Annotated in this window: 25 protein-coding genes and 2 other annotated features; of the genes, 1 reads left to right on the forward strand and 24 read right to left on the reverse strand. The window is 40.5% G+C overall.

The features are described from left to right. Nucleotides 1-5: 5 nt before the first annotated feature. Nucleotides 6-182, forward strand: coding sequence for a hypothetical protein (locus CWS20_RS28010; RefSeq protein WP_157090492.1), 177 nt, complete (start codon nt 6-8; stop codon nt 180-182). 109 nt (nt 183-291) lie between these two features. On the opposite strand, the gene tuf is transcribed toward CWS20_RS28010, so the two are convergent. The 24 genes from tuf to ispD all read right to left on the reverse strand — a co-directional run bounded on the left by tuf (nt 292) and on the right by ispD (nt 26,209). Beyond that, nucleotides 292-1,479, reverse strand: coding sequence for an elongation factor Tu (gene tuf, locus CWS20_RS12165; protein WP_066192180.1), 1,188 nt, complete (start codon nt 1,477-1,479; stop codon nt 292-294). A gap of 120 nt (nt 1,480-1,599) precedes the next feature. After that, nucleotides 1,600-3,678, reverse strand: a complete 2,079-nt coding sequence (gene fusA, locus CWS20_RS12170; RefSeq protein ID WP_066192178.1) for an elongation factor G — start codon at nt 3,676-3,678, stop codon at nt 1,600-1,602. A 54-nt stretch (nt 3,679-3,732) separates the two neighbouring features. Continuing rightward, complete coding sequence (rpsG, locus tag CWS20_RS12175; RefSeq protein ID WP_066192176.1) at nt 3,733-4,203, reverse strand: 30S ribosomal protein S7; 471 nt, start codon at nt 4,201-4,203, stop codon at nt 3,733-3,735. A gap of 44 nt (nt 4,204-4,247) precedes the next feature. Further along, nucleotides 4,248-4,670: a 30S ribosomal protein S12 gene (gene rpsL, locus CWS20_RS12180; protein ID WP_066192174.1), complete on the reverse strand. Its 423-nt coding sequence runs from the start codon at nt 4,668-4,670 to the stop codon at nt 4,248-4,250. A gap of 104 nt (nt 4,671-4,774) precedes the next feature. After that, nucleotides 4,775-5,023: a 50S ribosomal protein L7ae-like protein gene (locus CWS20_RS12185; RefSeq protein ID WP_066192172.1), complete on the reverse strand. Its 249-nt coding sequence runs from the start codon at nt 5,021-5,023 to the stop codon at nt 4,775-4,777. 152 nt (nt 5,024-5,175) lie between these two features. Further along, nucleotides 5,176-8,775, reverse strand: a complete 3,600-nt coding sequence (rpoC, locus tag CWS20_RS12190; protein ID WP_066192170.1) for a DNA-directed RNA polymerase subunit beta' — start codon at nt 8,773-8,775, stop codon at nt 5,176-5,178. A gap of 133 nt (nt 8,776-8,908) precedes the next feature. Beyond that, nucleotides 8,909-12,472, reverse strand: coding sequence for a DNA-directed RNA polymerase subunit beta (gene rpoB, locus CWS20_RS12195; RefSeq protein ID WP_066192166.1), 3,564 nt, complete (start codon nt 12,470-12,472; stop codon nt 8,909-8,911). Nucleotides 12,473-12,910: 438 nt separating this feature from the next. Next, complete coding sequence (locus CWS20_RS12200) at nt 12,911-13,513, reverse strand: class I SAM-dependent methyltransferase (RefSeq protein WP_066192164.1); 603 nt, start codon at nt 13,511-13,513, stop codon at nt 12,911-12,913. Nucleotides 13,514-13,740: 227 nt separating this feature from the next. Beyond that, nucleotides 13,741-14,106, reverse strand: coding sequence for a 50S ribosomal protein L7/L12 (rplL, locus tag CWS20_RS12205; protein ID WP_066192162.1), 366 nt, complete (start codon nt 14,104-14,106; stop codon nt 13,741-13,743). Between the two features lie 57 nt (nt 14,107-14,163). Continuing rightward, complete coding sequence (gene rplJ, locus CWS20_RS12210; protein ID WP_066192160.1) at nt 14,164-14,664, reverse strand: 50S ribosomal protein L10; 501 nt, start codon at nt 14,662-14,664, stop codon at nt 14,164-14,166. A 62-nt stretch (nt 14,665-14,726) separates the two neighbouring features. Further along, nucleotides 14,727-14,866: a sequence feature (ribosomal protein L10 leader region), on the reverse strand. A 90-nt stretch (nt 14,867-14,956) separates the two neighbouring features. Beyond that, the gene (gene rplA, locus CWS20_RS12215; protein ID WP_276328309.1) at nt 14,957-15,700 is read right to left on the reverse strand and encodes a 50S ribosomal protein L1; all 744 of its coding nucleotides are present in this window, start codon (nt 15,698-15,700) and stop codon (nt 14,957-14,959) included. A gap of 235 nt (nt 15,701-15,935) precedes the next feature. Further along, complete coding sequence (rplK, locus tag CWS20_RS12220; RefSeq protein WP_009336545.1) at nt 15,936-16,361, reverse strand: 50S ribosomal protein L11; 426 nt, start codon at nt 16,359-16,361, stop codon at nt 15,936-15,938. Between the two features lie 238 nt (nt 16,362-16,599). Then, entirely contained in the window at nt 16,600-17,133 is a 534-nt protein-coding gene (gene nusG, locus CWS20_RS12225; protein WP_066192156.1) for a transcription termination/antitermination protein NusG, read from the reverse strand. Nucleotides 17,134-17,347: 214 nt separating this feature from the next. Next, nucleotides 17,348-17,530 carry a preprotein translocase subunit SecE gene (gene secE, locus CWS20_RS12230; RefSeq protein ID WP_066192154.1) on the reverse strand — a complete coding sequence of 61 codons (183 nt, stop codon included), beginning with the start codon at nt 17,528-17,530 and terminating at the stop codon, nt 17,348-17,350. 129 nt (nt 17,531-17,659) lie between these two features. Next, nucleotides 17,660-17,803, reverse strand: a complete 144-nt coding sequence (gene rpmG / locus CWS20_RS12235) for a 50S ribosomal protein L33 (protein ID WP_066192152.1) — start codon at nt 17,801-17,803, stop codon at nt 17,660-17,662. Nucleotides 17,804-17,955: 152 nt separating this feature from the next. After that, on the reverse strand, nt 17,956-18,678 hold the full coding sequence (sigH, locus tag CWS20_RS12240) for an RNA polymerase sporulation sigma factor SigH (RefSeq protein WP_172940052.1): 723 nt from the start codon (nt 18,676-18,678) through the stop codon (nt 17,956-17,958). A gap of 8 nt (nt 18,679-18,686) precedes the next feature. Continuing rightward, nucleotides 18,687-19,193, reverse strand: coding sequence for an NYN domain-containing protein (locus CWS20_RS12245; RefSeq protein WP_066192148.1), 507 nt, complete (start codon nt 19,191-19,193; stop codon nt 18,687-18,689). Nucleotides 19,194-19,195: 2 nt separating this feature from the next. Then, nucleotides 19,196-19,939, reverse strand: a complete 744-nt coding sequence (gene rlmB, locus CWS20_RS12250) for a 23S rRNA (guanosine(2251)-2'-O)-methyltransferase RlmB (RefSeq protein ID WP_066192147.1) — start codon at nt 19,937-19,939, stop codon at nt 19,196-19,198. Beyond that, on the reverse strand, nt 19,932-20,360 hold the full coding sequence (locus CWS20_RS12255; RefSeq protein WP_066192145.1) for a Mini-ribonuclease 3: 429 nt from the start codon (nt 20,358-20,360) through the stop codon (nt 19,932-19,934). Before CWS20_RS12255 ends, rlmB begins: the two co-directional genes overlap by 8 nt. Nucleotides 20,361-20,365: 5 nt before the next feature. After that, entirely contained in the window at nt 20,366-21,769 is a 1,404-nt protein-coding gene (cysS, locus tag CWS20_RS12260; RefSeq protein WP_101226315.1) for a cysteine--tRNA ligase, read from the reverse strand. Then, a complete protein-coding gene (cysE, locus tag CWS20_RS12265) occupies nt 21,769-22,419 on the reverse strand; it encodes a serine O-acetyltransferase (protein ID WP_066194145.1) in 651 nt (216 codons plus the stop codon). The genes cysS and cysE overlap by 1 nt, the downstream gene beginning before the upstream one ends. Before the next feature lie 330 nt (nt 22,420-22,749). Next, nucleotides 22,750-22,998: a binding site (T-box leader), on the reverse strand. A gap of 337 nt (nt 22,999-23,335) precedes the next feature. Then, nucleotides 23,336-24,793: a glutamate--tRNA ligase gene (gene gltX, locus CWS20_RS12270; RefSeq protein ID WP_066192141.1), complete on the reverse strand. Its 1,458-nt coding sequence runs from the start codon at nt 24,791-24,793 to the stop codon at nt 23,336-23,338. Nucleotides 24,794-24,985: 192 nt separating this feature from the next. Next, entirely contained in the window at nt 24,986-25,468 is a 483-nt protein-coding gene (ispF, locus tag CWS20_RS12275) for a 2-C-methyl-D-erythritol 2,4-cyclodiphosphate synthase (protein ID WP_066192139.1), read from the reverse strand. Between the two features lie 51 nt (nt 25,469-25,519). Then, nucleotides 25,520-26,209 (reverse strand): 2-C-methyl-D-erythritol 4-phosphate cytidylyltransferase, encoded by a 690-nt coding sequence (ispD, locus tag CWS20_RS12280; protein WP_066192137.1) that lies wholly within the window; start codon nt 26,207-26,209, stop codon nt 25,520-25,522. Nucleotides 26,210-26,251 lie beyond the last annotated feature (42 nt).

Here is a 26,251-nt window from a genome sequence, read left to right on the forward strand (position 1 = left end):
TATATGTGAAACGGCGTTCTTTTTATCAACTTTTAACGGCTTTCGTTTTTCTTGATGAGAATCAGGTGCTTTCTTATCAGCATTATACGGACTTCATTATTCTTGATGAGAATCGGTTGCTTTCTTATCAGCTTTATAAGGATTTCTTTATTCTTGATGAGAATCAGATACTTTCTTATTAACTTAAAACGGCTTTCGTTTAGATTTCCTCAATAAAATTAGAAAAAGCAGACGGCGTCCCGTCTGCTTTTTCTATGAAAGGCGTCCCCTTCATTTTATATTCTAATAAAATTACTCAACGATTGTAGCAACTACGCCAGCGCCTACAGTACGTCCACCCTCACGGATAGAGAATTTAGTACCTTCTTCGATAGCAATTGGAGCGATAAGCTCAACGTTCATTTCGATGTTATCTCCAGGCATAACCATTTCTACGCCATCAGGAAGATTACAAATACCAGTTACATCAGTTGTACGGAAGTAGAACTGTGGACGGTAGTTTGTGAAGAATGGAGTATGACGTCCACCCTCTTCTTTTGAAAGAACATAAACTTCAGCTTTAAATTTTGTATGTGGGTTGATTGTACCTGGTTTAGCAAGTACTTGACCACGTTGGATATCTTCACGAGCAACACCACGAAGTAGCGCACCAATGTTATCTCCAGCTTCTGCATAATCAAGAAGCTTACGGAACATTTCAACACCTGTTACAGTTGTAGATTTTGGCTCTTCAGTGAAACCAGTGATGTCGATAACGTCACCAACTTTTACTTGTCCACGCTCTACACGACCTGTAGCAACAGTACCACGACCAGTGATAGAGAATACATCCTCAACTGGCATCATGAATGGTTTTTCAGTGTCACGAGTTGGAGTTGGGATATACTCATCAACAGCAGCCATAAGCTCGTTGATTTTTTCTTCCCACTCAGCTTCTCCTTCAAGAGCTTTAAGAGCAGAACCTTTGATAACTGGAATGTCATCGCCAGGGAACTCATATTCAGAAAGAAGATCGCGAACTTCCATTTCTACTAATTCAAGAAGCTCTTCGTCATCTACCATGTCACATTTGTTCATGAATACAACAAGGTAAGGTACACCTACTTGACGAGAAAGAAGGATGTGCTCACGAGTTTGTGGCATTGGGCCATCAGCTGCAGAAACAACTAGGATCCCACCATCCATTTGAGCAGCACCAGTGATCATGTTTTTAACATAGTCAGCATGTCCTGGGCAGTCAACGTGTGCATAGTGACGGTTTGCAGTTTCGTACTCAACGTGTGCAGTTGAGATTGTGATTCCACGCTCTCTTTCTTCTGGAGCAGCGTCGATTTGATCATATCCGCGAGCTTCACCGCCGCCTGCTTTTGAAAGAACAGTAGTGATTGCTGCAGTTAAAGTAGTTTTACCATGGTCAACGTGTCCGATTGTTCCGATGTTAACATGGGGTTTTGAACGGTCAAATTTTTCTTTAGCCATTTGAAAAATCCTCCTTTAATTTAAAAGAATTAAGTATTTTAGTGGCTTTGGTAGGCGGCTACCAACCAAAGCCTTGTTACTTACAATAGTAGTTATACTTTATTAATAAGGTAAAATCAATTATTCACCTTTATTTTTTTTGATGATTTCTTCAGAAATCGATTTTGGTACCTCTTCATAGTGATCGAAATGCATAGAGAACACTCCGCGTCCTTGTGTGCTAGAACGTAATGAAGTTGCATATCCGAACATTTCAGAAAGTGGAACCATCGCACGAACAACTTGTGCATTACCACGGGCGTCCATACCTTCAACACGACCACGACGTGATGTAACATTACCCATAATATCTCCTAAATATTCTTCAGGGATAATTACTTCGATTTTCATCACAGGCTCAAGGATGACTGGGCTACATTTTGAAGCAGCGTTTTTCAATGCCATTGAAGCGGCAATTTTGAACGCCATTTCAGATGAGTCAACATCATGGTATGAACCGTCGAATAATCTTGCTTTAATATCTACTAATGGATAGCCTGCTAGTACGCCTCTTTCAAGAGCATCTTCTAGTCCAGCTTGTACAGCAGGGATGTATTCACGTGGAACAACACCACCGACGATACCATTTTCAAATTCAAAGCCTTTTCCTTCTTCGTTTGGAGAGAATTCAATCCAAACGTGTCCGAATTGTCCACGTCCACCAGATTGACGAGCGAATTTACCTTCAACGTTAGCTGAAGCGCGGAATGTTTCACGGTATGCAACCTGAGGTGCACCTACGTTAGCTTCCACTTTAAATTCGCGACGCATACGGTCAACTAGGATATCAAGGTGAAGCTCACCCATACCTGCGATGATTACTTGGCCAGTTTCCTGGTCAGTATGCGCACGGAATGTTGGATCTTCCTCTTGAAGTTTTTGTAGAGCAGTTGTCATTTTATCTTGGTCAGCTTTAGATTTAGGCTCGATAGACAATTGAATAACTGGCTCTGGGAATTCCATAGACTCAAGGATAACCAGGTCTTTTTCATCGCATAGTGTATCACCAGTCGTAGTATCTTTAAGACCTACTGCAGCAGCGATGTCACCAGCATGAACAACAGAAATCTCTTCACGAGAGTTTGCGTGCATTTGCAGGATACGTCCTACGCGCTCACGCTTACCTTTTGTTGAGTTCTTTACATAAGAACCTGAGTTTAAAGTACCTGAGTACACACGGAAGAAAGTAAGCTTACCAACATAAGGGTCAGTCATTACTTTAAATGCAAGTGCAGAGAATGGTGCGTCGTCACTAGATGGACGAGTAACCTCTTCTTCTGTATCCGGAGTTGTACCTTTAATTGCAGGTACATCTAGCGGAGATGGAAGATATGCAATAACTGCATCTAGCATTTTTTGTACACCTTTGTTTTTGAAAGCTGATCCGCAGATTACTGGATAGAACTCAACGTTTACTGTACCTTTACGAATTGCAGCTTTTAGCTCTTCGTTAGAGATTTCTTCTCCACCAAGGTATTTCTCCATTAAATCTTCATCAAGTTCAGCTACCGCTTCAATTAACTTTTCACGGTATTCTTCAGCTTGATCCATGTATTCAGCAGGAATTTCACGCTCTTCGATGTCTGTACCAAGGTCATTACCGTAGAACGTTGCTTTCATTTCGATAAGGTCAATGATGCCTTTGAATTCATCTTCAGCACCAATTGGTAGTTGGATAGCAGCTGCATTCGCTTGTAAACGATCGTGAAGAGTTCCCAATGAATACAAGAAATCTGCACCTAACTTATCCATTTTGTTTACGAATACCACACGTGGTACGCCGTAAGTTGTTGCTTGACGCCAAACAGTTTCAGTTTGTGGTTCAACACCGGATTGTGCATCCAACACTGCTACTGCGCCATCAAGTACACGCAATGAACGTTCAACTTCAACAGTGAAGTCTACGTGTCCTGGTGTGTCAATGATGTTAACACGGTGGCCTTTCCATTGAGCAGTTGTAGCAGCAGAAGTAATTGTGATTCCACGCTCTTGCTCTTGTTCCATCCAGTCCATTTGAGAAGCACCTTCATGTGTTTCTCCAATTTTATGGATACGGCCTGTGTAATAAAGTACACGCTCAGTTGTCGTTGTTTTACCAGCATCAATGTGAGCCATGATACCAATATTACGAGTATTTTCTAAGGAGAACTCTCTTGCCATTGTGTCTTTCTCCTTCCTAGTATGGGAATGATTTTTATTAGTAAACTGTTAATCTTACCAGCGGTAGTGAGCAAATGCTTTGTTTGCTTCCGCCATTTTGTGAGTATCTTCACGTTTCTTAACTGATGCACCAGTGTTGTTAGCTGCATCTAGAATTTCATTAGCTAAACGCTCTTCCATTGTTTTCTCACCGCGAAGACGAGAATAGTTAACTAACCAACGAAGACCTAATGTCGTACGGCGATCTGGGCGCACCTCAACTGGTACTTGGTAGTTTGCACCACCTACACGGCGTGCTCTTACTTCAAGAACAGGCATGATGTTTTTAAGCGCTTGATCGAATACTTCCATTGGCTCTTTGCCAGTACGCTCTCTAATAATGTCGAATGAAGAATACAGGATTGCTTGAGATTTACCTCTCTTACCGTCAGTCATCATTTTGTTGATTAAACGGCTAACAAGCTTTGAGTTGTAAATCGGATCCGGTAATACGTCTCTTTTTGCTACAGGACCTTTACGTGGCATGTAATTTTCCTCCTTTCAGAAAAGGGTTTTTATTGTAAGTCAAATTATTTTTTAGCTGCTTTTGGACGCTTCGCACCGTATTTAGAACGACCTTGCATACGGTTGTTAACACCAGCTGTATCAAGCGCACCACGAACGATGTGATAACGTACCCCTGGTAAGTCTTTTACACGTCCGCCACGGATTAATACAACGCTGTGTTCTTGCAGGTTATGTCCAATACCAGGAATATAAGCATTTACTTCGATTCCGTTAGTTAAACGAACACGTGCATATTTACGTAATGCTGAGTTCGGTTTCTTTGGAGTCATTGTACCAACACGAGTACATACACCGCGTTTTTGTGGTGATGATACATTTGTTTGTACTTTTTTGAAGCTGTTGTAGCCTTTGTTTAAAGCTGGAGATTTTGACTTCTCCTCTTTAGTTTTACGAGGCTTGCGCACTAATTGGTTAATAGTTGGCATGTGATTTTCCTCCCTTCATCTCTTCATGTAAGCCCACACATCCAGGTGGTTCATTTTAAAGCAAAAACAAAGTCCTTGCAGACCTTCATCTACAAAAACAGTTTTTAAATTATTATTGCAACAGCTGCAGCACCAACTTCAATCCCGCAAGCTTTTCCGAGTTTTTTCATCGAATCAACATACGTAATTGGTACATGGTATTCATTAGCAGCATCTTCTATCATTCTTTTGATTGCCATGTTAGAATCATTAGCGATGACTACCTCTGATACGTTTCCCTGTTTTAGAGCTTTCACTGATTGCTTTGTTCCTACTATAATATCTTTTGCCTGCAATACTTTTTCATAAGACATTATTGCATCCTCCAAAGTATCCAGTTAATAGGAGCACCTTTGATATATTAACACCAAAACATTTCGATGTCAACAAACAAAATGCTTTTTTTATATTAAGGCATGAATGACGGCACTTCCTTTTCATTAAGCAAGTGCCGTATTCATAGTTATTATTCTACAGTAATTGATTCTTCTACTGCTTCTTCTTTCGTAAATGGTTCTGCTCGGCGGTAACGCTGCATACCAGTTCCAGCCGGTACAAGCTTACCAATAATTACATTCTCTTTCAAGCCAAGTAATTCATCACGTTTTCCTTTGATCGCTGCATCTGTAAGAACTCTTGTCGTTTCTTGGAACGATGCTGCTGATAGGAATGAATCTGTTTCAAGTGATGCTTTTGTAATACCGAGTAGGACCGGACGTCCAGTTGCCGGCATTTTACCAGCCATAAGGGCTTTTTCATTGGCATCAGTAAATTGATGGATATCAAGCAGCGTACCTGGAAGTACATCTGTTTCAGCTGCATCAATGACACGTACTTTACGAAGCATTTGGCGAACCATTACCTCTACGTGCTTATCACCGATTTCAACCCCTTGCATACGGTAAACCTTCTGAACTTCACGCAACAAATATTCTTGAACAGCCGTAACGTCTTTCACTTTAATCAATTCTTTCGGGTCGATTGAACCTTCAGTAAGCTCTTGTCCACGCTCAACTTCGTCATTGACTGCAACCTTCAGACGAGCTGTATAAGGAGCTGTGTAAGTGCGTGATTCAACTTCACCTTGAATAACGATTTCATGTTGGCGATCACGGCCTTCGTTAATTCCAACAACCGTACCATTGATTTCAGAAATAACCGCTTGACCTTTCGGATTACGCGCTTCAAAAATCTCCTGGATACGCGGAAGACCTTGTGTAATATCGTCTCCAGCAACCCCACCTGTATGGAATGTACGCATCGTTAACTGTGTACCTGGTTCACCGATTGATTGAGCAGCAATGATTCCAACTGCTTCACCCACTTCAACCTCTTGACCAGTTGCCAAGTTGCGACCATAACATTTTTTACATACACCATGACGTGTATTACATGTGAAGGCGGAACGAATCCACACTTCTTCGACTCCTGCAGCAATCACTTCTGCAGATAAGTCTTCAGTAATTAAGCCGTTTTCTGGTACAATGACTTCTTTTGTTTCAGGATGCTTAATCGCTCTTCTTGCATAACGGCCAATTAAACGTTCTTCTAAACTCTCGATAACTTCTGTTCCATCTTTTAAAGACGAAATCAGCAATCCACGATCTGTTCCGCAATCGTCATCACGAACGATTACATCTTGTGCTACATCAACAAGACGACGAGTTAAGTAACCTGAGTCAGCTGTTTTCAGTGCTGTATCGGCAAGACCTTTACGCGCACCATGTGTGGAGATGAAGTACTCGAGTACTGTCAGACCTTCACGGAAACTTGACTTGATTGGCAACTCAATAATTCGACCAGCCGGGTTGGCCATTAGACCACGCATACCAGCTAACTGCGTAAAGTTGGATGCATTACCACGGGCACCGGAATCACTCATCATAAAGATTGGGTTAGATTTATCAAGTGATTTCATAAGTTTAGATTGGATATCATCTTTCGCTGCACTCCAAATGGAGATAACTCTGTCATAACGCTCATCTTCAGTAATTAAACCGCGTCTGAATTGCTTTAGGACATTATCCACTTTTTGCTGTGCATCATGGATGATTTTTTCCTTCTCGCTTAATACGACGATATCAGCTACACCAACCGTAATACCGGCTTTTGTAGAGTGCTTAAAACCAAGGTTTTTCATGCGGTCAAGCATTTTAGATGTTTCTGTGATTTTGAAACGTTTAAATACTTCTGCAATGATATTTCCAAGGATTTTTTTCTTAAATGGATCAACGATAGGCATTTCACGAATAGCAGCAGGAATGTCTGTTCCTTTTTCTACGAAATACTTCTTCGGTGTTTCATCCTCAAGATTGGTTTTCGTAGGCTCATTGATGTATGGGAATGTTTTAGGCAAGATTTCGTTAAAGACAAGCTTACCAACAGTCGTCATCAGCAATTGGCTGTTTTGCTCTTCTGTGAATGTTTCGTTTTTAAGTGAACCTGCATGTACAGCTACTCTTGTATGCAAATGAACATAGCCATTTTGATAAGCAAGCAATGCTTCACTTGTGTCATTGAAGACCATACCTTCACCGACAGCATTTTCTCTTTCCAGTGTTAAATAATAGTTACCTAAAACCATATCCTGTGATGGTGTAACAACTGGTTTACCATCTTTAGGGTTCAGGATGTTTTGTGCAGCAAGCATAAGAAGGCGAGCTTCTGCTTGTGCTTCTGCTGAAAGCGGTACGTGTACCGCCATTTGGTCACCATCGAAGTCAGCATTATATGCAGTACATACTAATGGATGAAGACGAATAGCGCGGCCTTCTACTAATGTCGGTTCAAAGGCCTGAATTCCAAGTCTATGCAGAGTTGGTGCACGGTTAAGTAATACTGGGTGCTCTTTAATGACGCTTTCTAAAACATCCCATACTTCCGGCTGTACTCTTTCGATTTTACGTTTAGCGGATTTAATATTATGTGCTAAGCCTTTTTCAACAAGTTCCTTCATCACGAAAGGCTTGAACAATTCGAGTGCCATTTCCTTAGGAAGACCACATTGATACATTTTCAAGTTTGGTCCAACAACGATAACAGAACGCCCTGAATAGTCAACACGTTTACCTAGTAAGTTTTGACGGAAACGACCTTGCTTACCTTTAAGCATATGTGACAATGATTTTAATGGACGGTTACCTGGTCCGGTAACTGGGCGACCACGACGGCCATTATCAATTAAGGCATCTACAGCTTCCTGAAGCATACGTTTTTCGTTTTGTACGATGATGCTAGGAGCACCAAGGTCCAATAAACGTTTTAAACGGTTGTTGCGGTTAATGACACGACGGTATAAATCATTTAAGTCAGAAGTCGCAAATCGACCGCCATCAAGCTGTACCATTGGACGAAGTTCAGGCGGGATAACAGGAAGAACATCTAAAATCATCCAATCTGGCTCGTTGCCTGAACCACGGAACGCTTCAAGTACTTCCAGACGTTTAATTGCACGTGTCCGGCGTTGTCCTTGAGCTGTTTTTAATTCTTCTTTTAAAACGTCAACTTCTTTATTTAAATCAATATCTGATAAAAGTTTCTTAATGGATTCCGCACCCATAGAAGCTTGGAATTTATTACCGTATTTCTCACGATATGCACGGTATTCCTTTTCAGATAATAATTGTTTTTTCTCAAGTGCAGTATCACCTGAATCTGTTACTACATAAGAAGCGAAGTAAATAACTTCTTCCAATGCACGTGGAGACATATCAAGTACAAGACCCATACGGCTTGGTATGCCTTTGAAGTACCATATATGTGAGACAGGAGCAGCTAGCTCAATATGTCCCATTCTTTCACGACGTACTTTCGCACGTGTTACTTCCACACCACATCGATCACAGACTACACCTTTATAACGTACACGCTTGTATTTCCCACAATGACATTCCCAGTCCTTTGTAGGTCCAAAAATACGTTCACAGAACAAACCGTCTTTTTCTGGCTTTAATGTACGATAGTTAATTGTTTCAGGTTTTTTCACTTCACCGTGAGACCATGAGCGAATCTTATCTGGTGAAGCAAGACCTATTTTCATATACTCGAAATTGTTTACATCTAGCAAGGGGCCTACCTCCCTTTTGATCTACAGGTTTTACCCTTTTTGCTCTAATTTCAGCAGCAGCTTGGGGCCAAGTCACATTTATCAAAAACGTTTATTTGGAAGGGAGGGCACAATTGCCCTCCATTTATATTAGTTATTCCTTAGTAGCTACCTTCTCTGATTCTTCAACTTCTTGCGCATCAGGAGCTAATGTTAAAGATTCAGCTTGTTGCATATCTTCTTCATCTTCCATATCGCGCATTTCTATTTCTTCTTCATCACCAGACAGAATCTTAACATCCATACCTAAGCTCTGAAGCTCTTTAATTAATACTTTGAATGATTCCGGAACACCAGGCTCTGGAACATTCTCGCCTTTAACGATGGATTCATATGTTTTTACACGTCCAACGACATCATCTGATTTAACAGTTAAGATTTCCTGTAGCGTGTATGCAGCACCATATGCTTCAAGTGCCCAAACCTCCATCTCACCGAAACGCTGTCCGCCAAATTGAGCTTTACCGCCCAATGGCTGCTGTGTTACTAGTGAGTATGGTCCTGTAGAACGAGCGTGAAGCTTATCGTCAACCATATGTGCCAATTTAATCATGTACATGACACCAACAGACACACGGTTATCAAATGGCTCACCTGAACGTCCATCATAAAGAACTGTTTTCGCATCACGAGCCATGCCCGCTTCTTCTATCGTTTCCCATACATCTTCTTCATTCGCTCCATCAAATACTGGTGAAGCAACATGAATGCCAAGAGCTCTCGCAGCCATACCTAGGTGAAGTTCAAGAACCTGACCGATGTTCATACGAGATGGTACCCCTAGTGGATTCAACATGATATCAACTGGCGTGCCATCTGGTAAATATGGCATATCTTCCTCCGGTAAAATACGTGAAATTACCCCTTTGTTACCGTGACGGCCGGCCATTTTATCTCCTTCAGAGATTTTACGTTTTTGTACAATGTACACACGCACTAGCTGGTTTACACCTGGTGGTAATTCGTCGCCGTCTTCACGGTTGAAGACTTTAACATCAAGTACGATACCGCCTCCGCCGTGAGGAACACGAAGAGATGTATCACGAACTTCACGCGCTTTTTCTCCAAAGATAGCGTGAAGAAGTCTTTCTTCTGCCGTTAATTCTGTTACGCCCTTAGGTGTAACTTTACCAACAAGCAAGTCTCCGTCCTTCACTTCAGCACCTGTACGGATAATTCCGCGTTCGTCTAAATTGCGAAGCGCATCCTCACCGACATTAGGAATATCACGAGTGATTTCCTCTGGTCCAAGTTTAGTATCACGTGATTCTGATTCATATTCTTCAATATGAATTGAAGTATATACATCATCTTTTACAAGGCGCTCACTCATGATGATCGCATCCTCGTAGTTGTATCCATCCCATGTCATAAAGGCAACTAAAACATTTCGTCCTAGTGCTAATTCTCCAAGTTCCATAGAAGGACCATCAGCAAGAATTTCACCTTTAGTCACGCGGTTGCCAACAGCTACAATTGGTCGCTGGTTATAGCAAGTTCCTTGGTTAGAACGGATAAATTTAAGCATTCTATATTTATCAAGGTCACCTTTAACTTCTTGACCATCTACTTCTTTAATACGTCTTACCCATACTTCTCTTGCTTCTACATGTTCAACAATACCTTCATGTTTGCAAATAACAGCTGCCCCAGAGTCTTTACCGGATACATATTCCATACCAGTTCCTACTCTTGGTGCTTCCGGCTGCATAAGAGGCACGGCTTGACGCTGCATGTTCGCTCCCATTAGCGCACGGTTGGAGTCATCATTTTCCAAGAAAGGAATACATGCTGTCGCAGCAGATACAACTTGCTTAGGCGATACATCCATGTAATCAACACGATCGCGTTTAACGACTGTATTTTCCCCTTTAAAACGAGCAACTACCTCTTCTTCAAGGAAAGAACCATCATCATCAAGAAGAACATTCGCTTGTGCAACCACATAGTTATCTTCTTCATCAGCTGTTAAATAGTCAATGCGTGAAGTAACCTTCCCTGTTTCTGGGTCAATTCGGCGATAAGGTGTTTCAATAAAGCCAAAGCGATTTACTTTCGCAAATGAAGACAGTGAGTTGATTAGCCCGATGTTCGGTCCCTCAGGTGTTTCAATCGGACACATGCGGCCATAGTGAGAATAGTGAACGTCACGCACTTCGAATCCGGCACGTTCACGAGTTAAACCGCCCGGCCCTAAAGCAGATAGACGACGCTTATGTGTCAATTCAGCTAATGGATTTGTTTGATCCATGAACTGTGATAATTGAGAGCTTCCGAAAAACTCTTTAATTGAGGCAATAACCGGTCGAATATTAATCAACTGCTGTGGAGTGATTGTGTTTGTGTCCTGGATGGACATTCTCTCACGTACCACACGCTCCATTCTTGATAGACCGATACGGAATTGGTTTTGCAGCAGCTCACCAACAGAACGCAGACGTCTATTTCCAAGATGGTCGATATCATCCGTATCACCCACGCCATGAAGCAAGTCAAAGAAATAGCTGATAGAAGCAATGATGTCAGAAGGTGAAATGTTTTTCACAGCTTCCTCTACATAAGCATTACCGATAACATTTATAACTTTTTCTCCGTCTTCATTTGGTGCATAGATTTTAATAGATTGAAGTTCTACTTCATCATTAACGACTCCGCCTACAAGATCTACTGTTTTAAAGCCAATATTTTTTTCTAGACTCGGAAGGATTCGGTCTAAAGTACGGCGGTCAAGAACAGTTCCTTTTTCCGCAATAATTTCACCCGTTTCCGGATCTACAAGGTTTTCGGCTAATCTTTGTCCGAATAATCTATTTTTAATATGAAGCTTTTTGTTTATCTTATAGCGACCCACATTTGCTAAATCATAGCGTTTTGGATCAAAAAATCTTGAAACTAATAAGCTTTTCGCATTTTCGACAGTAGGTGGTTCACCTGGACGTAAACGCTCATAAATTTCTAGTAGTGCTTTATCACTACTTTCTGTATTATCTTTTTCAAGCGTATTCCGAATGTACTCGTTGTCTCCAATCAAATCGATGATTTCTTGATCAGAGCCGAACCCAAGAGCACGCAAAAGAACCGTAACGGGCAGTTTCCGAGTACGATCTATTCTAACGTATACGACATCTTTGGCATCAGTTTCATACTCAAGCCAAGCGCCGCGGTTCGGAATGACGGTAGCGGTAAAGCCTTTTTTGCCGTTTTTATCAAGTTTGCCGCTAAAGTATACGCTCGGAGAACGCACTAGCTGCGAAACAATAACACGCTCCGCTCCGTTAATTACGAAGGTACCTGTTTCTGTCATAAGTGGGAAGTCACCCATAAAGACATCCTGGTCTTTGACTTCGCCTGTCTCTTTGTTTACAAGACGCACTTTCACACGCAAAGGTGCGGAATATGTAACATCTCGTTCTTTCGATTCCTCAACCGAATATTTTGGCTCGCCAAGGCTGTAATCAATAAATTCAAGCGATAAATTACCAGTAAAGTCTTCAATCGGAGAAATGTCATGAAACATCTCTCTTAAACCCTCATCAAGAAACCATTGATAAGAAGAGGTTTGGATTTCGATTAGATTTGGTAATTCTAAAACTTCACTGATTCGTGCGTAACTTCTACGTTGGCGGTGTCGTCCATACTGAACTAGTTGACCTGTCAACTGATTCACCCCTCAAATCAAGCGTTATTATTTGAAAAGCTCAGAACGTTTTTTCTCAAGCTGCATAAAGAATAAATCTCGCCCCTGTGGATTCCCGCCCACAAGAAAGATAAACTCTTCACAAGAGAGCATTGACGTAAGAGCTTGACATATCGTAAGTTTAAGCAGCGGTCCCCTTCCCTAAAACGGAGGCAAAATCACCTCTATTATGGGGGTTTGCCAAGAGGCAACAACAACTCTAGCCCCAGGATTTCCACATACTCAATAAGACAAAAAGAAAAAGGGTTTTTAAGTCAAAAACCACATTTCCACATTACGACTATTCTTTTAATTATTTTTCCCAACAAAACCAATTTTATACAAATAGAATAAATTTAGTTTATATTGGTAGTATAATATGTTGGCATTGTACAATACTATCATAGCGAAAATGTCAAGTCAATCTTTTTTTCCTTTTAAAATAAAATAGCCTTTTTTCTTTGTAACTGTCTCTACATTAGAGAAAAGTTGCTCTAATTTTTCTATTGCCGAAGGGGCACCCTGCTTTTTTTGAATGACTATCCAAAGCTCTCCGCCTTCCAATAAACGTTCATAGCTTTGCTCAAAGATATCATGAACTGTTTTCTTCCCAGCTCTTATTGGAGGATTCGTTAAAATTGCTGCAAACTTGTTCCCTTTAATACCTTCCAGCTTATCACTTTCGTAAATTTGCACATTTCTTATTCCGTTTAAATCAGCGTTTTCTTTCGCTAAACCTAATGCGCGCAAATTTACATCGACCATATGAATGGTACGGTCGGCCATTATGGAAGCCATCGATAGCCCGATTGGTCCGTATCCGCAGCCAACATCTAAAATATCACCCTGAATACCTGGAATTTCGAATGTTTCAATCAATAGTTTGGAACCAAAATCAACTTTACCTTTCGAAAATACTCCGTTGTCTGTCTTAAATCGGTAAGAGCGGTTTCTTAAAGTATAGTTCCAATTTTTTGGTTCACTTTCTACTTTTTGATTTTGGGAATAGTAATGTTCTGACATGATTGTCACCTCCGATTGGGTAAGGTTTGCAAAGAAAAAATTCATTCGGGGATTATACTGAGTCGTTAGAAAAACTAGACGTTCGCCAAGTTTTATCGACGAATGGCTTCGTTATACTTATGCGATATTCTCACTAGAAACAGATTTCATAAGGAATTCGCACATGTTAATCTTTCCTATTAGCTAAAAAAGCCCGCTTATGAAAGCGGGCTTTTTTCAGACATATATTACTTAACTTCTACGCCAGCTCCAACTTCTTCAAGTTTAGCTTTCATTTCTTCAGCTTCTTCTTTAGAAATGCCTTCTTTAAGAGCTTTTGGAGTGTTATCAACTAGTTCTTTCGCTTCTTTAAGTCCAAGACCTGTGATTTCACGAACAGCTTTGATAACTTTGATTTTTTGATCGCCTGCAGAAGCAAGGATTACATCAAATTCAGTTTTTTCAGCTGCAGCGTCTCCACCAGCAGCTCCGCCCATAACAGCTACAGGAGCTGCAGCAGTTACTCCGAATTCTTCTTCGATTGCTTTTACTAAGTCGTTAAGTTCTAAAACAGTCATATTTTTAACTGCTTCAATGATTTGTTCTTTAGTCATGATAATGTTTCCTCCTTAATTTTTGTTAGGTTTTATTAGGTTAACGCCAAGTTTAACTTACGCGCCTTGTTCTTCTTTTTGATCTGCAACAGCTTTTGTTGCAAGAGCAAGATTGCGAATTGGTGCTTGAAGTACGCTGAGTAGCATAGAAAGAAGACCTTCGCGAGATGGAAGTTCAGCAAGAGCTTTCACTTCTTCAACAGTTGCGATGTTTCCTTCAATGACACCTGCTTTAATTTCAAGCGCTTCATGTTTTTTAGCAAAATCGTTAAGGATTTTAGCTGGAGCTACAACATCCTCTGTGCTGAATGCAATCGCATTAGGACCAGTAAGATGTTCATTTAAACCTGCAAGTTCTACAGATTCAGCCGCACGGCGAGTCATAGAGTTTTTATATACTTTGAATTCAATACCAGCTTCGCGTAACTGTTTACGAAGTTCAGTCACTTCAGCAACAGATAGACCACGGTAATCAACAACAACTGTTGATAGACTAGCTTTGAATTTGTCAGCAATCTCTTCTACGATTTGTTTCTTTTGTTCGATAACGCTGCTCATCCTTACACCTCCTATAGATTTATGCATTCATACCGTTCAATCAGATAAGTGCTAGGAAGCACTTACTCATTAAAAAACCTCCATATCAATGCAGACATGGAGGAAGTATACAATAGCTTTTACAAGCATATATCGTATTACCTCGGCAGGAAATTAAGCTAGAAATAGCACCTGCTGTCTACGGTATAAATGATTATATTATTTTCACAACAAAATACATTTTACGCAATGTATGTTGGAATGTCAATATTATTCAAAAATAATCAACCAACCAATATTAGGTAATTGCTGATTATTTAGCTGCAACAGTTGATGGGTCGATTTTTACACCAGGTCCCATTGTAGTTGTAACAGAAACATTTTTAACATATGTTCCTTTTGCAGCTGCAGGTTTTGCCTTCATCATAGTATCGAAAATTGTGTTGAAGTTTTCAACAAGCTTCTCGTCTTCAAATGAAACTTTACCGATTGGAACATGGATGTTACCAGCTTTTTCAACGCGGTATTCAACTTTACCTGCCTTGATTTCGTTAACAGCTTTTTGAACATCAAATGTAACTGTTCCTGTTTTAGGGTTTGGCATTAAGCCTTTAGGCCCTAATACACGACCAAGTTTACCAACTTCACCCATCATGTCAGGTGTAGCAACGATTACATCAAAATCGAACCAACCTTGGTTGATTTTGTTAATGTACTCTGCATCACCTACGAAATCAGCACCAGCAGCTTCTGCTTCTTTAGCTTTTTCGCCTTTAGCAAATACAAGAACACGTTGAGTTTTACCAGTACCATTTGGAAGTACAACAGCGCCACGGATTTGTTGGTCCGCTTTCTTAGGATCTACACCTAAGCGGAATGCTACTTCAACAGTTGCATCAAATTTAGCAAAGTTTGTTTTCTTTGCAAGTGCAATCGCTTCAGCGACTGGGTAAGCTTTTGTGCTGTCTACAAGTTTAGCAGCTTCTATATACTTCTTACTTTTTTTAGCCATTTTCATTTCCTCCTTGAATGTGGTTTTAGCGGAATAACCTCCCACGACGAAAAGCTCAGATGCCTCGTACAGACCTAACTAGCATAAGTTGTGTCTTGGCGAAAGGTGTTTTACCTTTCTGTAAGGCTTGGCTTATGACTTCGAGGGTCTAGGCACCGAAGCTTGACATGCCGAAAAGCAGAGCGCCTGAACTAGACGCCAGCCAGACAGCATAAAGGTTGCGAGTGACCAAATCAGCATCGCAACCCCCATGAAACAACACATAAAAACTTAGCACGGATTAGTCTTCGATAACAATACCCATGCTGCGTGCAGTACCTTCAACCATACGCATAGCAGCTTCAACGCTTGCTGCGTTTAGATCAGGCATTTTTGTTTCAGCAATCTCGCGTACCTTGTCACGCTTGACTGTTGCTACTTTATTACGGTTTGGTTCACCAGAACCAGACTCGATACCAGCTGCTTTTTTAAGTAAAACTGCAGCAGGTGGAGTTTTCGTAATAAATGTAAATGAACGGTCTTCAAATACCGTAATTTCAACAGGAATGATTAAGCCAGCTTGTTCAGCTGTGCGCGCATTAAATTCCTTACAGAATCCCATGATATTAACACCGGCTTGACCTAGTGCAGGACCAACTGGTGGTGCTGGGTTCGCTTTACCTGCAGGGATTTGCAATTTAACAAGTTTGATTACTTTTTTAGCCACGAGACACACCTCCTTAAAGTCCGTGATGTGGTAATAGGGAATTCTCCCTCCCACTCAACTTATAATTCCTTATATTATGATAAAGAATAATTTACAAATGTCCGGTCTCTGTTCTGAGACATACTGACCTTTGAAATATTATCACTTTTCAAAGATGATTTCAAGTTTTTTTGAAAAATATAGGAGGGCATCGCTCCACGTCTGCATTTCTAAAAAACTCTTCTCCCTGTTGAAGCAATTATATTTTCTCGATTTGTGAAAAATCTAGCTCTACCGGTGTATCTCTACCAAACATATTAACCAGCACTTTGATTTTCGCTTTATCTTTATCAATCTCTTCGATTGAGCCAGTGAAGTTTGCAAATGGACCTTCATTCACTTGTACTGTTTCACCAATTTCAAAATCTACATCCATTCGCTTCTCTTCAACGCCCATACGCTTAAGAATCACATTCACTTCTTCAGGCAATAACGGTGTTGGTTTTGAACCTGAACCTGCAGATCCTACAAATCCTGTTACGCCCGGCGTATTACGGACAACATACCAAGAATCATCTGTCATAACAATTTCAACTAGTACATAACCTGGAAATACTTTACGCTTAACTACTTTCTTCTTGCCATTCTTAATATCAGTTTCTTCTTCTTCAGGGACAATCACTCGAAAGATCTTATCCTGCATCGCCATAGATTCTACACGTTTTTCCAGGTTTGCTTTAACTTTGTTCTCGTAACCAGAGTACGTATGAACCACATACCAATTTTTTTCCATCAAAAGGGGACTAATTCGTCCTTCCCTCCCTGTAATAAATATATTATTTTGAAAGACTTACATCTCTTGTTTGATAATACTAGGAATTTGACTGCGCATCGCACCCCTATTCAAGTCGGACAGTGCCTTTCTTTTAACCAAATGAAAAAACCCGTTACCGGGCTTCGCAAATGTTTCCTGTGTTATATTCCATTATACCATGGAAACTCAGGGGTTATTCAAGGATAAAACGAATCAATTCAGAAATACCTAGATCAATCACCGTAAAGAACAGCGTAAAGAAGAGGACGACAACTAAAACAGTAATCGTATACTTCGTTAATTCCTTCTTTGTCGGCCAGCTGACCTTTTTCATTTCACGTCCAACTTCACGTAAAAAATTCACGATGCGTCGCATTTCGTAACCCCCAACTTCAAAGAGATATATCCTCTAACAGAAAGGCACCTAATGAAAGCTAGAACTCATCCCCCCGAATGAAATCCTAAGCACTTTTCTGAGATTAAAAAACATAAGTCTATATTAATTTTATTTTGTTTCACGATGGATTGTATGAGCACTGCAAGTACTGCAAAACTTTTTCAATTCCAGTCTTTCAGAATCTTTATTGCTTGTAGTAGAGTAATTTCTTGAACCGCAATCTACACATGCTAAAGCTACTTTTTTTGGCATTTTTCTCCACCTACTATGATAGTCATTTATGCCATTAAAACTCTATCATGGACAATAATCCATGTCAATAACTGCAAAAAAACAAGAACACTCCACCCGATAAAGTGAAACGTTCGCCAAAAAAACGCTAAGACTATTTTAGCATACCATGCTTACAAAGAAAATTCCCGCACTTCCAAGTATCTTTCTAGTTTTCTCTTTACTCGCTGCAAAGCATTATCAATCGACTTCACATGGCGGTTTAACTCTTCTGAAATTTCTTGATAAGATTGCCCATCTAAATACAATGCCAATACTTTTCTTTCCAAATCACTCAGAAGCTCTGACATCTTTATTTCTATATGGTCAAATTCTTCCTGATTAATAATTAATTCCTCAGGATCCATCACTTTTGCGCCGGAGATAACATCCATTAACGTCCGGTCTGATTCTTCGTCATAAATAGGCTTGTCCAAAGATACATAGGAATTCAGCGGAATATGTTTCTGTCTGGTTGCTGTCTTGATGGCAGTAATAATCTGTCTCGTAATGCAAAGCTCTGCAAATGCTTTAAAAGAGGAAAGCTTGTCCTCTTTATAGTCACGAATGGCCTTATACAGTCCAATCATGCCTTCTTGCACGATGTCTTCCTTGTCAGCACCAATTAAAAAGTATGATCTCGCCTTTGCACGCACGAAGTTTCGATACTTTTGAATTAAGTAGTCTAACGCTTCACTTTCGCCTTTGTGCACTAATTCTATTAATTCCTCATCTTCTAGCTGAAAGAACATTGAATGTTTTTCTAACGTCGTCTTGAAGTCAGTACTCACTTGGATCCCCCCGACCGTACAAGCATGGATAGAAATATTATACAGTAGGGGTTTTTCCAGCGTCAACCAGACATTTACTTTTGCCGTCTCCATTTTTCAAAAATTTCTGCAATCTCATCACTTAATGGGATTTTAGACACTGGCTTATTTTCCTGTGTTTTTTTTACTTTTTTCCCGATTTGTTTTTCTACATGATCCATTTCATTTAATAATTCACGTGCCGACTTCCTCAGAGCGCCTTGTCCAAAAATAACACGTTGTTCTGTAAAATCGGAAGTGGCCACATAAATTTGTGTTTTAATATTATTCAAATCTATGGCTAGCTTTTCTATACGCTCATCAGCTGTCTCATTTGTACGAGTAAAAATCACTTCAACATTATAATTTTTATACTTTCTTTCCGTACCCTTCACATAATGGGCATCAAAGACCACAATTACACGATAGCCGGAATACCCTTGGTATTCCGCCATTCTTTCCACAAGCCGGTCACGAGCAGCTGCCAAATCTTTATTTTTCAACTCCCGCAACTCCGGCCAAGCACCAATAATATTGTATCCATCAACAAGAAGGATGTTCATTTCTATCCCTCGAGCGGAGAGCGTTTACGGTAAACCTCGTACATGAGTAGTGCTGCAGCAACTGAAGCATTTAAAGAGGTTACTTTGCCGACCATCGGCAAGCTGACAAGGAAATCGCATTTATCTCTAATCAGCCTTCCCATTCCGTTTCCTTCACTGCCTATAACTAAACCAAGTGGCATCGCCCCATCCAACTGTCGAAAATCTTGTTTTCCCTTTGCATCTGTACCAGCAATCCAGACTCCTCGCGATTTAAGATCATCGATTGTTCTCGCCAAATTTGTTACACGCGCAACCGGTATGTATTCAATCGCACCTGTAGAGGCTTTGGCTACAGTGGCAGTGAGGCCGACCGCACGCCGCTTAGGAATAATAATACCATGCGCACCGGCAGCGTCCGCTGTACGCATAATCGACCCAAGGTTATGAGGATCCTCAATCTCGTCCAATAGGATAAAGAAAGGCGCTTCATTGCGCTTCTCAGCAATGGCGAATAAATCATCTACCTCCGCATATTGATATGCAGCGACCTGTGCAGCCACCCCTTGGTGATTGCCTATTTCCATTTGATCAAGCTTCTTTTTCGGAACAAACTGAACAAGAACACCAGACTCTTTTGCAAGTCCGATTACTTGCTGCATTTGCCCTCCTTGTGAGCCTTCAGCAATCATTATTTTATTAATATCCCTTTGTGATTTTAACGCTTCAATGACGGGGTTTTTTCCAATAATAAAATCATTACCCATTTTTGCATTCCCCCTTCCTTTCTTCAGTCCATTTAAATGCTAAAAGAATAATCTCTTCCAGTCTTTCAATCCTATCCGTTAAATATAAATAACCTAGCAGCGCTTCAAATGCAGTGCTATATCGATAAGTTTGTACATCTGTATTTTTAGGAACGGTTCCAGATTTAGCATTTCTGCCGCGTCTGACTACCGCTTGCTCTTCATCAGATAAAGTCTCATCACTCAGCAGCGCATGAATGATTTTTGACTGCGCCTTTGCTGATACATATTGAGTAGCTGCTTTGTGAAGCAAATGCGGTTTGACATTTCCTTTTTGCAGCAGTTCATGCCGTACATACTTTTCATAAACAGCATCGCCCATATACGCGAGGGCGAGGCTGTTTAATTGCTTTGCATCTATCTTTTTTTCATATTGAAGCATCTTGATTAGCCTCTTTTCCATCTGGTTCCTTGCGCTGTATCTTCCAGAATAATATCCATTTCCTTAAGCTGATCTCTTATATCATCAGCGAGCTGGAAATTGCGATCTTTACGCGCTTGAATTCTTTGCTCAAGCAGCGCCTCAATCTCTTCATCAAGCAATTCAACAGACTCAGCTTCTAGCGATAATCCAAGAACCTCAAAGAAGCTCTCAAATTGCTTCATAAAAGCATCTACTACTTCAACGGATGTGTTTTTCTCCATCAAATAATAATTGGCAGCCTTAGATAGTTCAAACAATACAGAGATCGCATTAGCTGTATTAAAATCATCATCCATATCCTTAATAAACTGCAATTTTAATTCCGTAATTTTATCAAGCCACTCTTGATTGTTATCAGTTAAATTAGCACTTGATTCCTTGCGGTGCTTTAAGTTTTCATAAGAAGATGTAATTCTTTCAAATCCAGCTCGTGTATTCTCAAGCAACTCCTCATTATAGTTAATCGGATTACGATAATGTACTGATAACATAAAGAATCTTAACACCTGCGGGTTATGTTGCTTTATAATGTCGTGAACAAGGACAAAATTGCCAAGGGATTTTGACATTTTTTCATTATCGATATTAATATAGCCGTTATGCATCCAATAACGAGCAAATGTTTTGCCAGTCAGCGCTTCAGATTGTGCGATTTCATTTTCATGATGAGGGAAGGAAAGATCCTGGCCGCCAGCATGAATATCAATGGTATCTCCCAAGTACTTTCTCGCCATTGCAGAGCATTCAATATGCCAGCCTGGTCTGCCTGCTCCCCAAGGACTATCCCACTTTATCTCGCCTTCTTTAGCCGCTTTCCAAAGAACAAAATCAAGTGCATCTCTTTTCTTTTCTCCCACAGCAATACGCGTGCCCAACTTCAAATCATCAATGGATTGGTGAGAAAGTTTACCATACTCTTCAAATTTACGTGTATGGTTATAAACATCCCCATCAGACTCATATGCAAAACCTTTATCAACTAATGTTTGAATAAAATCAATGATGATGTCCATATTATCTGTTACACGCGGGTGCACATTTGCCCTTTTGCAGCCTAAAGCAGATACATCTTCAAAGTATGCATTAATGAATCTTTCCGCTATTTCCGGCACTTCTTCTCCTAGTTCTTTAGCCGTACGAATTAATTTATCATCGACATCTGTGAAATTAGACACAAAATTTACTTCATAGCCACGGTACTCTAAATAACGCCTTACAGTATCAAACACAATAGCGGGACGCGCATTCCCTATATGAATATAGTTATAAACGGTTGGTCCGCATACATACATCTTCACTTTCCCTTCTTCAAGAGGGATAAACGGTTCTTTCTGCCTCGACAATGTATTAAATAATTGAATCGCCATTAAATTCGGCTCCTTTCAGCTCTCAATTGTTCTAGCTCTGTCTTCATATCTTCCAGCTCTTTTTCAAGCTCTTTAAATCGATCAGCAATTGGATCCGGCAAATCTGTATGATTTAAATCTTTTGTAACTTTTACACCGTCTTGAATTTTCACCTTGCCTGGAATTCCAACAACAGTAGAGTTAGGCGGAACATCATGCAGGACAACCGAACCGGCTCCTACTTTTGAGTTTTCCCCAATTGTAATCGATCCAAGCACCTTTGCCCCTGTGGCGATAAGCGCATTATCATTTATTGTCGGGTGGCGCTTTCCTTTTTCCTTACCTGTTCCCCCTAAGGTAACACCTTGGTAAACAGTGACGTTATCGCCTATTTCGCATGTTTCCCCAATCACAACACCCATTCCATGATCAATAAAAAAGCGGCGTCCGATTTTTGCACCTGGATGAATCTCAATTCCTGTAAAAAACCGGCTAATCTGCGAAGTTGCTCTAGCTAAGAAAAAGAATTTATTTTTATATAATGCATGCGCTATACGATGTGCCCAAATCGCATGTAAACCTGAATAGGTTAAAACAACTTCAAATGAACTTCTGGCCGCCGGATCCTGTTCAAAAACAACATCAATATCTTCTTTCATTCTTTTAAACATCACTATCTTCCCCTCCTTTATTCTCATCCCTTATTTTCTTTGTATAATATTTTCTGGGAAATATCGAAATAGGCTTCCTTACACAAATTAGGTCCATTCACATACTGACGTATCGGGCACTTTCTTTTAAATAAGGTTCCGTAATTATTGAACCCGCAGCTTGAATACACTTTGATTTCTACAGATGACCATGAGCCTCTTAGCTCGTTTCCACACAATAGGATTTTATATCATATCAAGCTGTTCATTATATCAAAAATCGTTTTTTCTTATTCAAAAAATATTTGAATCCAGCCATAAATAAAAATAAAAAACGCCCCTGTCAATAATGACAGAGACGCTTCAATTCGCGCGGTTCCACTCTGTTTAAGCTCATGAAAAATCTGAGCCTCAACTCTAACCTGTTAACGGAAGGCATCCGCCTAATCTCTACTTAATCAAACACAGCATGTGAAGGACTGTTCGAAATAGGGCTCTGAGGGGCACTTCAGATGATGATAGACTTAAACCACTTTCAGCCGGTGATGGTTCTCTCTAATAAGCCTCAAACATCCTACTCTTCCTCATCAACACTTTAAATATAAAGCGGAAGGGCCTTGCTCAGCCTCGACAAGCATAAGACGAATCAGACGGGAGGTTGTTCTTTAACCTCTTGGCGGATTTGGCTTATGACCTCGAGAGGCTAGCCGCCGAAGCTGGATTAAATATAAAGCGGAGGCGGCTCGATCAGCCTCGACAAGCATAAGACGAATCAGACGGGAGGTTGTTCTTTAACCTCTTGGCGGATTTGACTTATGACCTCGAGGGGCTAGGCCCTGCAGCTGGATTAAATATAAAGCGGAAGGGCCTTGCTCAGCCCCGCTGTAAAATCAACTTAAAATGATACTACTTACTATATTACATTTTTTCCAGAATGTTAACCTAAAATACTTGCCAAACGATCTTTTATTTTGTCTTTTCCAAGCAGTTCAATCGCTTGCGGCAAGTCTGGGCCGTGTGTTTGACCAGTTGTGGCGGAACGGATTGGCATAAATAATTTTTTTCCTTTATGACCAGTAGCCTTCTGCACAGACTTCATTGACGCTTTAATGGCATCAGCTTCGAAAGATTCCAATTGATCAATTTCATTTAAGAAGGCAGATAGAACTTCAGGTACTTCCTCTTCTGCAAGAACTTCTTTCGCTTCGTCCTCAATCATCAGCTCTTCTGTGAAGAACATATCTGTCAATTCAACTATCTCTGCACCAAAGCTCATTTTCTCTTGGAAAAGTGCAACAAGCTTTTTCACCCATGCCATTTTTTCCTCAGATAGGTTTTCCTCAACTTTTCCTGCTTTAATTAGATGTGGAAGAGTAATCTCCACAAGTTTATCTACATCAAGCTTTTTCATATATTGGTTATTCATATATGCAAGCTTTTGTTTATCGAATAGTGCAGGTGACTTGGAAAGTCGGCTTGCATCAAAGATTTCAATAAATTCATCTTTAGAGAAAATTTCTTCCTCTCCGCTTGGAGACCAGCCAAGTAGTGCAATAAAGTTAAATAAGGCTTCAGGCAAATAGCCGAGCTCCTCATATTGTTCAATAAATTGAATAATCGACTCATCGCGCTTACTTAGCTTCTTTCGGCTTTCATTAACAATTAAAGTCATATGGCCAAAACGAGGCGGTTCCCAGCCCAGCGCTTCATAAATCATTAATTGCTTAGGTGTATTAGAGATATGGTCATCCCCTCTTAGCACATGAGAAATCTTCATTAAGTAATCATCCACTGCCACAGCAAAATTATATGTCGGTGTTCCATCTTTTTTGACAATGACGTGGTCGCCGATTCCGTCAGATTCGAAAGAAACTTCCCCTTTGACCATATCATCAAAGGTATAAACCTTCCCTTGCGGTACAAGGAAGCGAATGCTTGGTTTTCTGCCTTCTGCTTCAAACTGCGCACGCTCCGCTTGTGATAAATGACGGCATTTACCAGAATAGATAGGTGTTTCACCTTTAGCCATTTGCGCCTCGCGCTCCGCCTCAAGCTCTTCTTCAGTACAATAGCATTTATAAGCTTTTCCGGCTTCAAGCAGTTCATTGTAATGTTTTTCATAAATTTCATTTCGCTCTGATTGACGGTAAGGGCCATAGCCTCCATCTTTGTCTACACTCTCATCCCAATCAATTCCAAGCCATTGCAGATATTTAAGCTGGCTTTGCTCGCCGCCTTCAATATTGCGCTTTTTATCTGTATCTTCAATACGGATAATAAACTTTCCGCCCTGATTGCGGGCATATAAATAATTAAATAAAGCTGTACGTGCGTTCCCAATATGTAAATGCCCTGTTGGGCTAGGTGCATAACGAACACGAATATCGTTTGACATTTTCCTGCCTCCTAAAAACTTAATCCTCTATATAAAGTGAAGCTTCAATCAGGAAGGTTTCACCTTTTGTCAGTTCAAAACCGGCTCAGACTTTACCGACAATTACAGGCCAGGCTTCCCGTTAATCTACATTCAATTGCTAGCAATCTTTATTTTATCATCCTGCGTTTTGTTGTCAAAGAGGGTTACTAGTTAAATGTCTCTCTTCTTTAATAGGACTGTTACCTGGGAAGCAATTCCTTCCCCGCGTCCTGTGAAGCCAAGCTTTTCAGTTGTTGTTGCTTTCACATTGATATTTTCAGCATCTGTCTCTAAAAGCTCTGCTATTCTTGCACGCATCGATTCGATATGCGGTGCCATTTTAGGCATTTGCGCAATGATTGTGCAATCTGCGTTTACTAGTTCATATCCTTTGTTTTTTACAAGCTGCCATACGTGCACCATCAATTTTGCAGAATCTGCATCCTTAAATTCCGGGTCAGTGTCTGGAAAATGCTTTCCGATATCACCCTCACCAATCGCACCTAAACAAGCATCAGAAACTGTATGTAAAAGTACATCTGCATCGGAATGCCCCAACAATCCCTTTTCATATGGGATTTGAATGCCTCCGATAATGAGCGGACGCCCTTCTGTTAATTGATGTACATCAAATCCTTGTCCAATACGAAACATACAATCTTCTCCTTTATTAATAGATCATGCTATTTTTATTTTATTTTTCTATCATAGCTGATTTTTGCGTTTTTTGATAATGGCTTCGGCAAAATACAAATCTTCCGGTGTGGTTAATTTTATATTATCGTAATCGCCTTCAACGATGGCAATTTTCGCATTCAGCCGTTCTACGAGGCTGGCATCATCTGTCCCCACATAGCTATCTTCCTCTGCCCTGCGGTGTGCCTCACTTAGAATAGATAGCTTAAAGGCTTGAGGTGTTTGGACCGACCACAGATTTGAACGGTCAATCGTATCGTGTACAAATCCGTCCTGTGCCCTTTTTACAGTATCCTTCATAGGCACAGCTAAGATAGCACCATCTGCATGTTCCGCTTCAGCTACAAGCCTTGTAATCAGCTCTGTTTGCAAGAATGGACGCGCGCCGTCATGCACAAGAATGACTCCATCATCTGTTAGTTGCTTTACAACATTATACACACTGTGCTGGCGCTCCTTGCCACCAGGAATATAGCCTTTAACTTTTGTTACCCCGTAATGGCTGATCGTCTCTTTTAACTCTAGTTCTTCAAGTGGATTAATGGCTAAAAAAACGCCCTCACAATTTGTATCACGCTCAAAAATTTTTAATGTATGGATAAGGACCGGTTCATTGTGAAGTTCAAGAAAAAGCTTATTCTTCCCTGCTCCCATTCTCTTTCCCTGCCCAGCTGCAGGGATCACTACTCTATACGACATCGGCTTCTAAATTCTCCCTTAATCAGAATAAAAAGCGGAAAG

Origin of the sequence: Cytobacillus horneckiae (assembly GCF_002835735.1) — a bacterium.
GTDB lineage: Bacteria > Bacillota > Bacilli > Bacillales > Cytobacillaceae > Cytobacillus > Cytobacillus horneckiae.

Coding starts and splice junctions, on each gene's coding strand:
- rpsG (WP_066192176.1), bottom strand. CDS start 4,203: ATGCCACGTAAAGGTCCTGTAGCAAAAAGAGACGTATTACCGGATCCG.
- rplJ (WP_066192160.1), bottom strand. CDS start 14,664: ATGAGCAGCGTTATCGAACAAAAGAAACAAATCGTAGAAGAGATTGCT.
- CWS20_RS12255 (WP_066192145.1), bottom strand. CDS start 20,360: ATGCTTCAATATGAAAAAAAGATAGATGCAAAGCAATTAAACAGCCTC.
- rpsL (WP_066192174.1), bottom strand. CDS start 4,670: ATGCCAACTATTAACCAATTAGTGCGCAAGCCTCGTAAAACTAAAGAG.
- fusA (WP_066192178.1), bottom strand. CDS start 3,678: ATGGCAAGAGAGTTCTCCTTAGAAAATACTCGTAATATTGGTATCATG.
- rplL (WP_066192162.1), bottom strand. CDS start 14,106: ATGACTAAAGAACAAATCATTGAAGCAGTTAAAAATATGACTGTTTTA.
- CWS20_RS12245 (WP_066192148.1), bottom strand. CDS start 19,193: ATGAACATCCTTCTTGTTGATGGATACAATATTATTGGTGCTTGGCCG.
- secE (WP_066192154.1), bottom strand. CDS start 17,530: ATGCGACGCATCGTGAATTTTTTACGTGAAGTTGGACGTGAAATGAAA.
- rlmB (WP_066192147.1), bottom strand. CDS start 19,939: ATGGGTAATGATTTTATTATTGGAAAAAACCCCGTCATTGAAGCGTTA.
- rpmG (WP_066192152.1), bottom strand. CDS start 17,803: ATGCCAAAAAAAGTAGCTTTAGCATGTGTAGATTGCGGTTCAAGAAAT.
- cysE (WP_066194145.1), bottom strand. CDS start 22,419: ATGTTTAAAAGAATGAAAGAAGATATTGATGTTGTTTTTGAACAGGAT.
- gltX (WP_066192141.1), bottom strand. CDS start 24,793: ATGTCAAACGATATTCGTGTTCGTTATGCACCTAGCCCAACAGGGCAT.
- ispD (WP_066192137.1), bottom strand. CDS start 26,209: ATGTCGTATAGAGTAGTGATCCCTGCAGCTGGGCAGGGAAAGAGAATG.
- tuf (WP_066192180.1), bottom strand. CDS start 1,479: ATGGCTAAAGAAAAATTTGACCGTTCAAAACCCCATGTTAACATCGGA.
- nusG (WP_066192156.1), bottom strand. CDS start 17,133: ATGGAAAAAAATTGGTATGTGGTTCATACGTACTCTGGTTACGAGAAC.
- ispF (WP_066192139.1), bottom strand. CDS start 25,468: ATGTTTCGTATTGGACAAGGATTTGATGTACATCAATTAACAGAAGGG.
- CWS20_RS12200 (WP_066192164.1), bottom strand. CDS start 13,513: ATGTCAGAACATTACTATTCCCAAAATCAAAAAGTAGAAAGTGAACCA.
- cysS (WP_101226315.1), bottom strand. CDS start 21,769: ATGGCGATTCAATTATTTAATACATTGTCGAGGCAGAAAGAACCGTTT.
- CWS20_RS12185 (WP_066192172.1), bottom strand. CDS start 5,023: ATGTCTTATGAAAAAGTATTGCAGGCAAAAGATATTATAGTAGGAACA.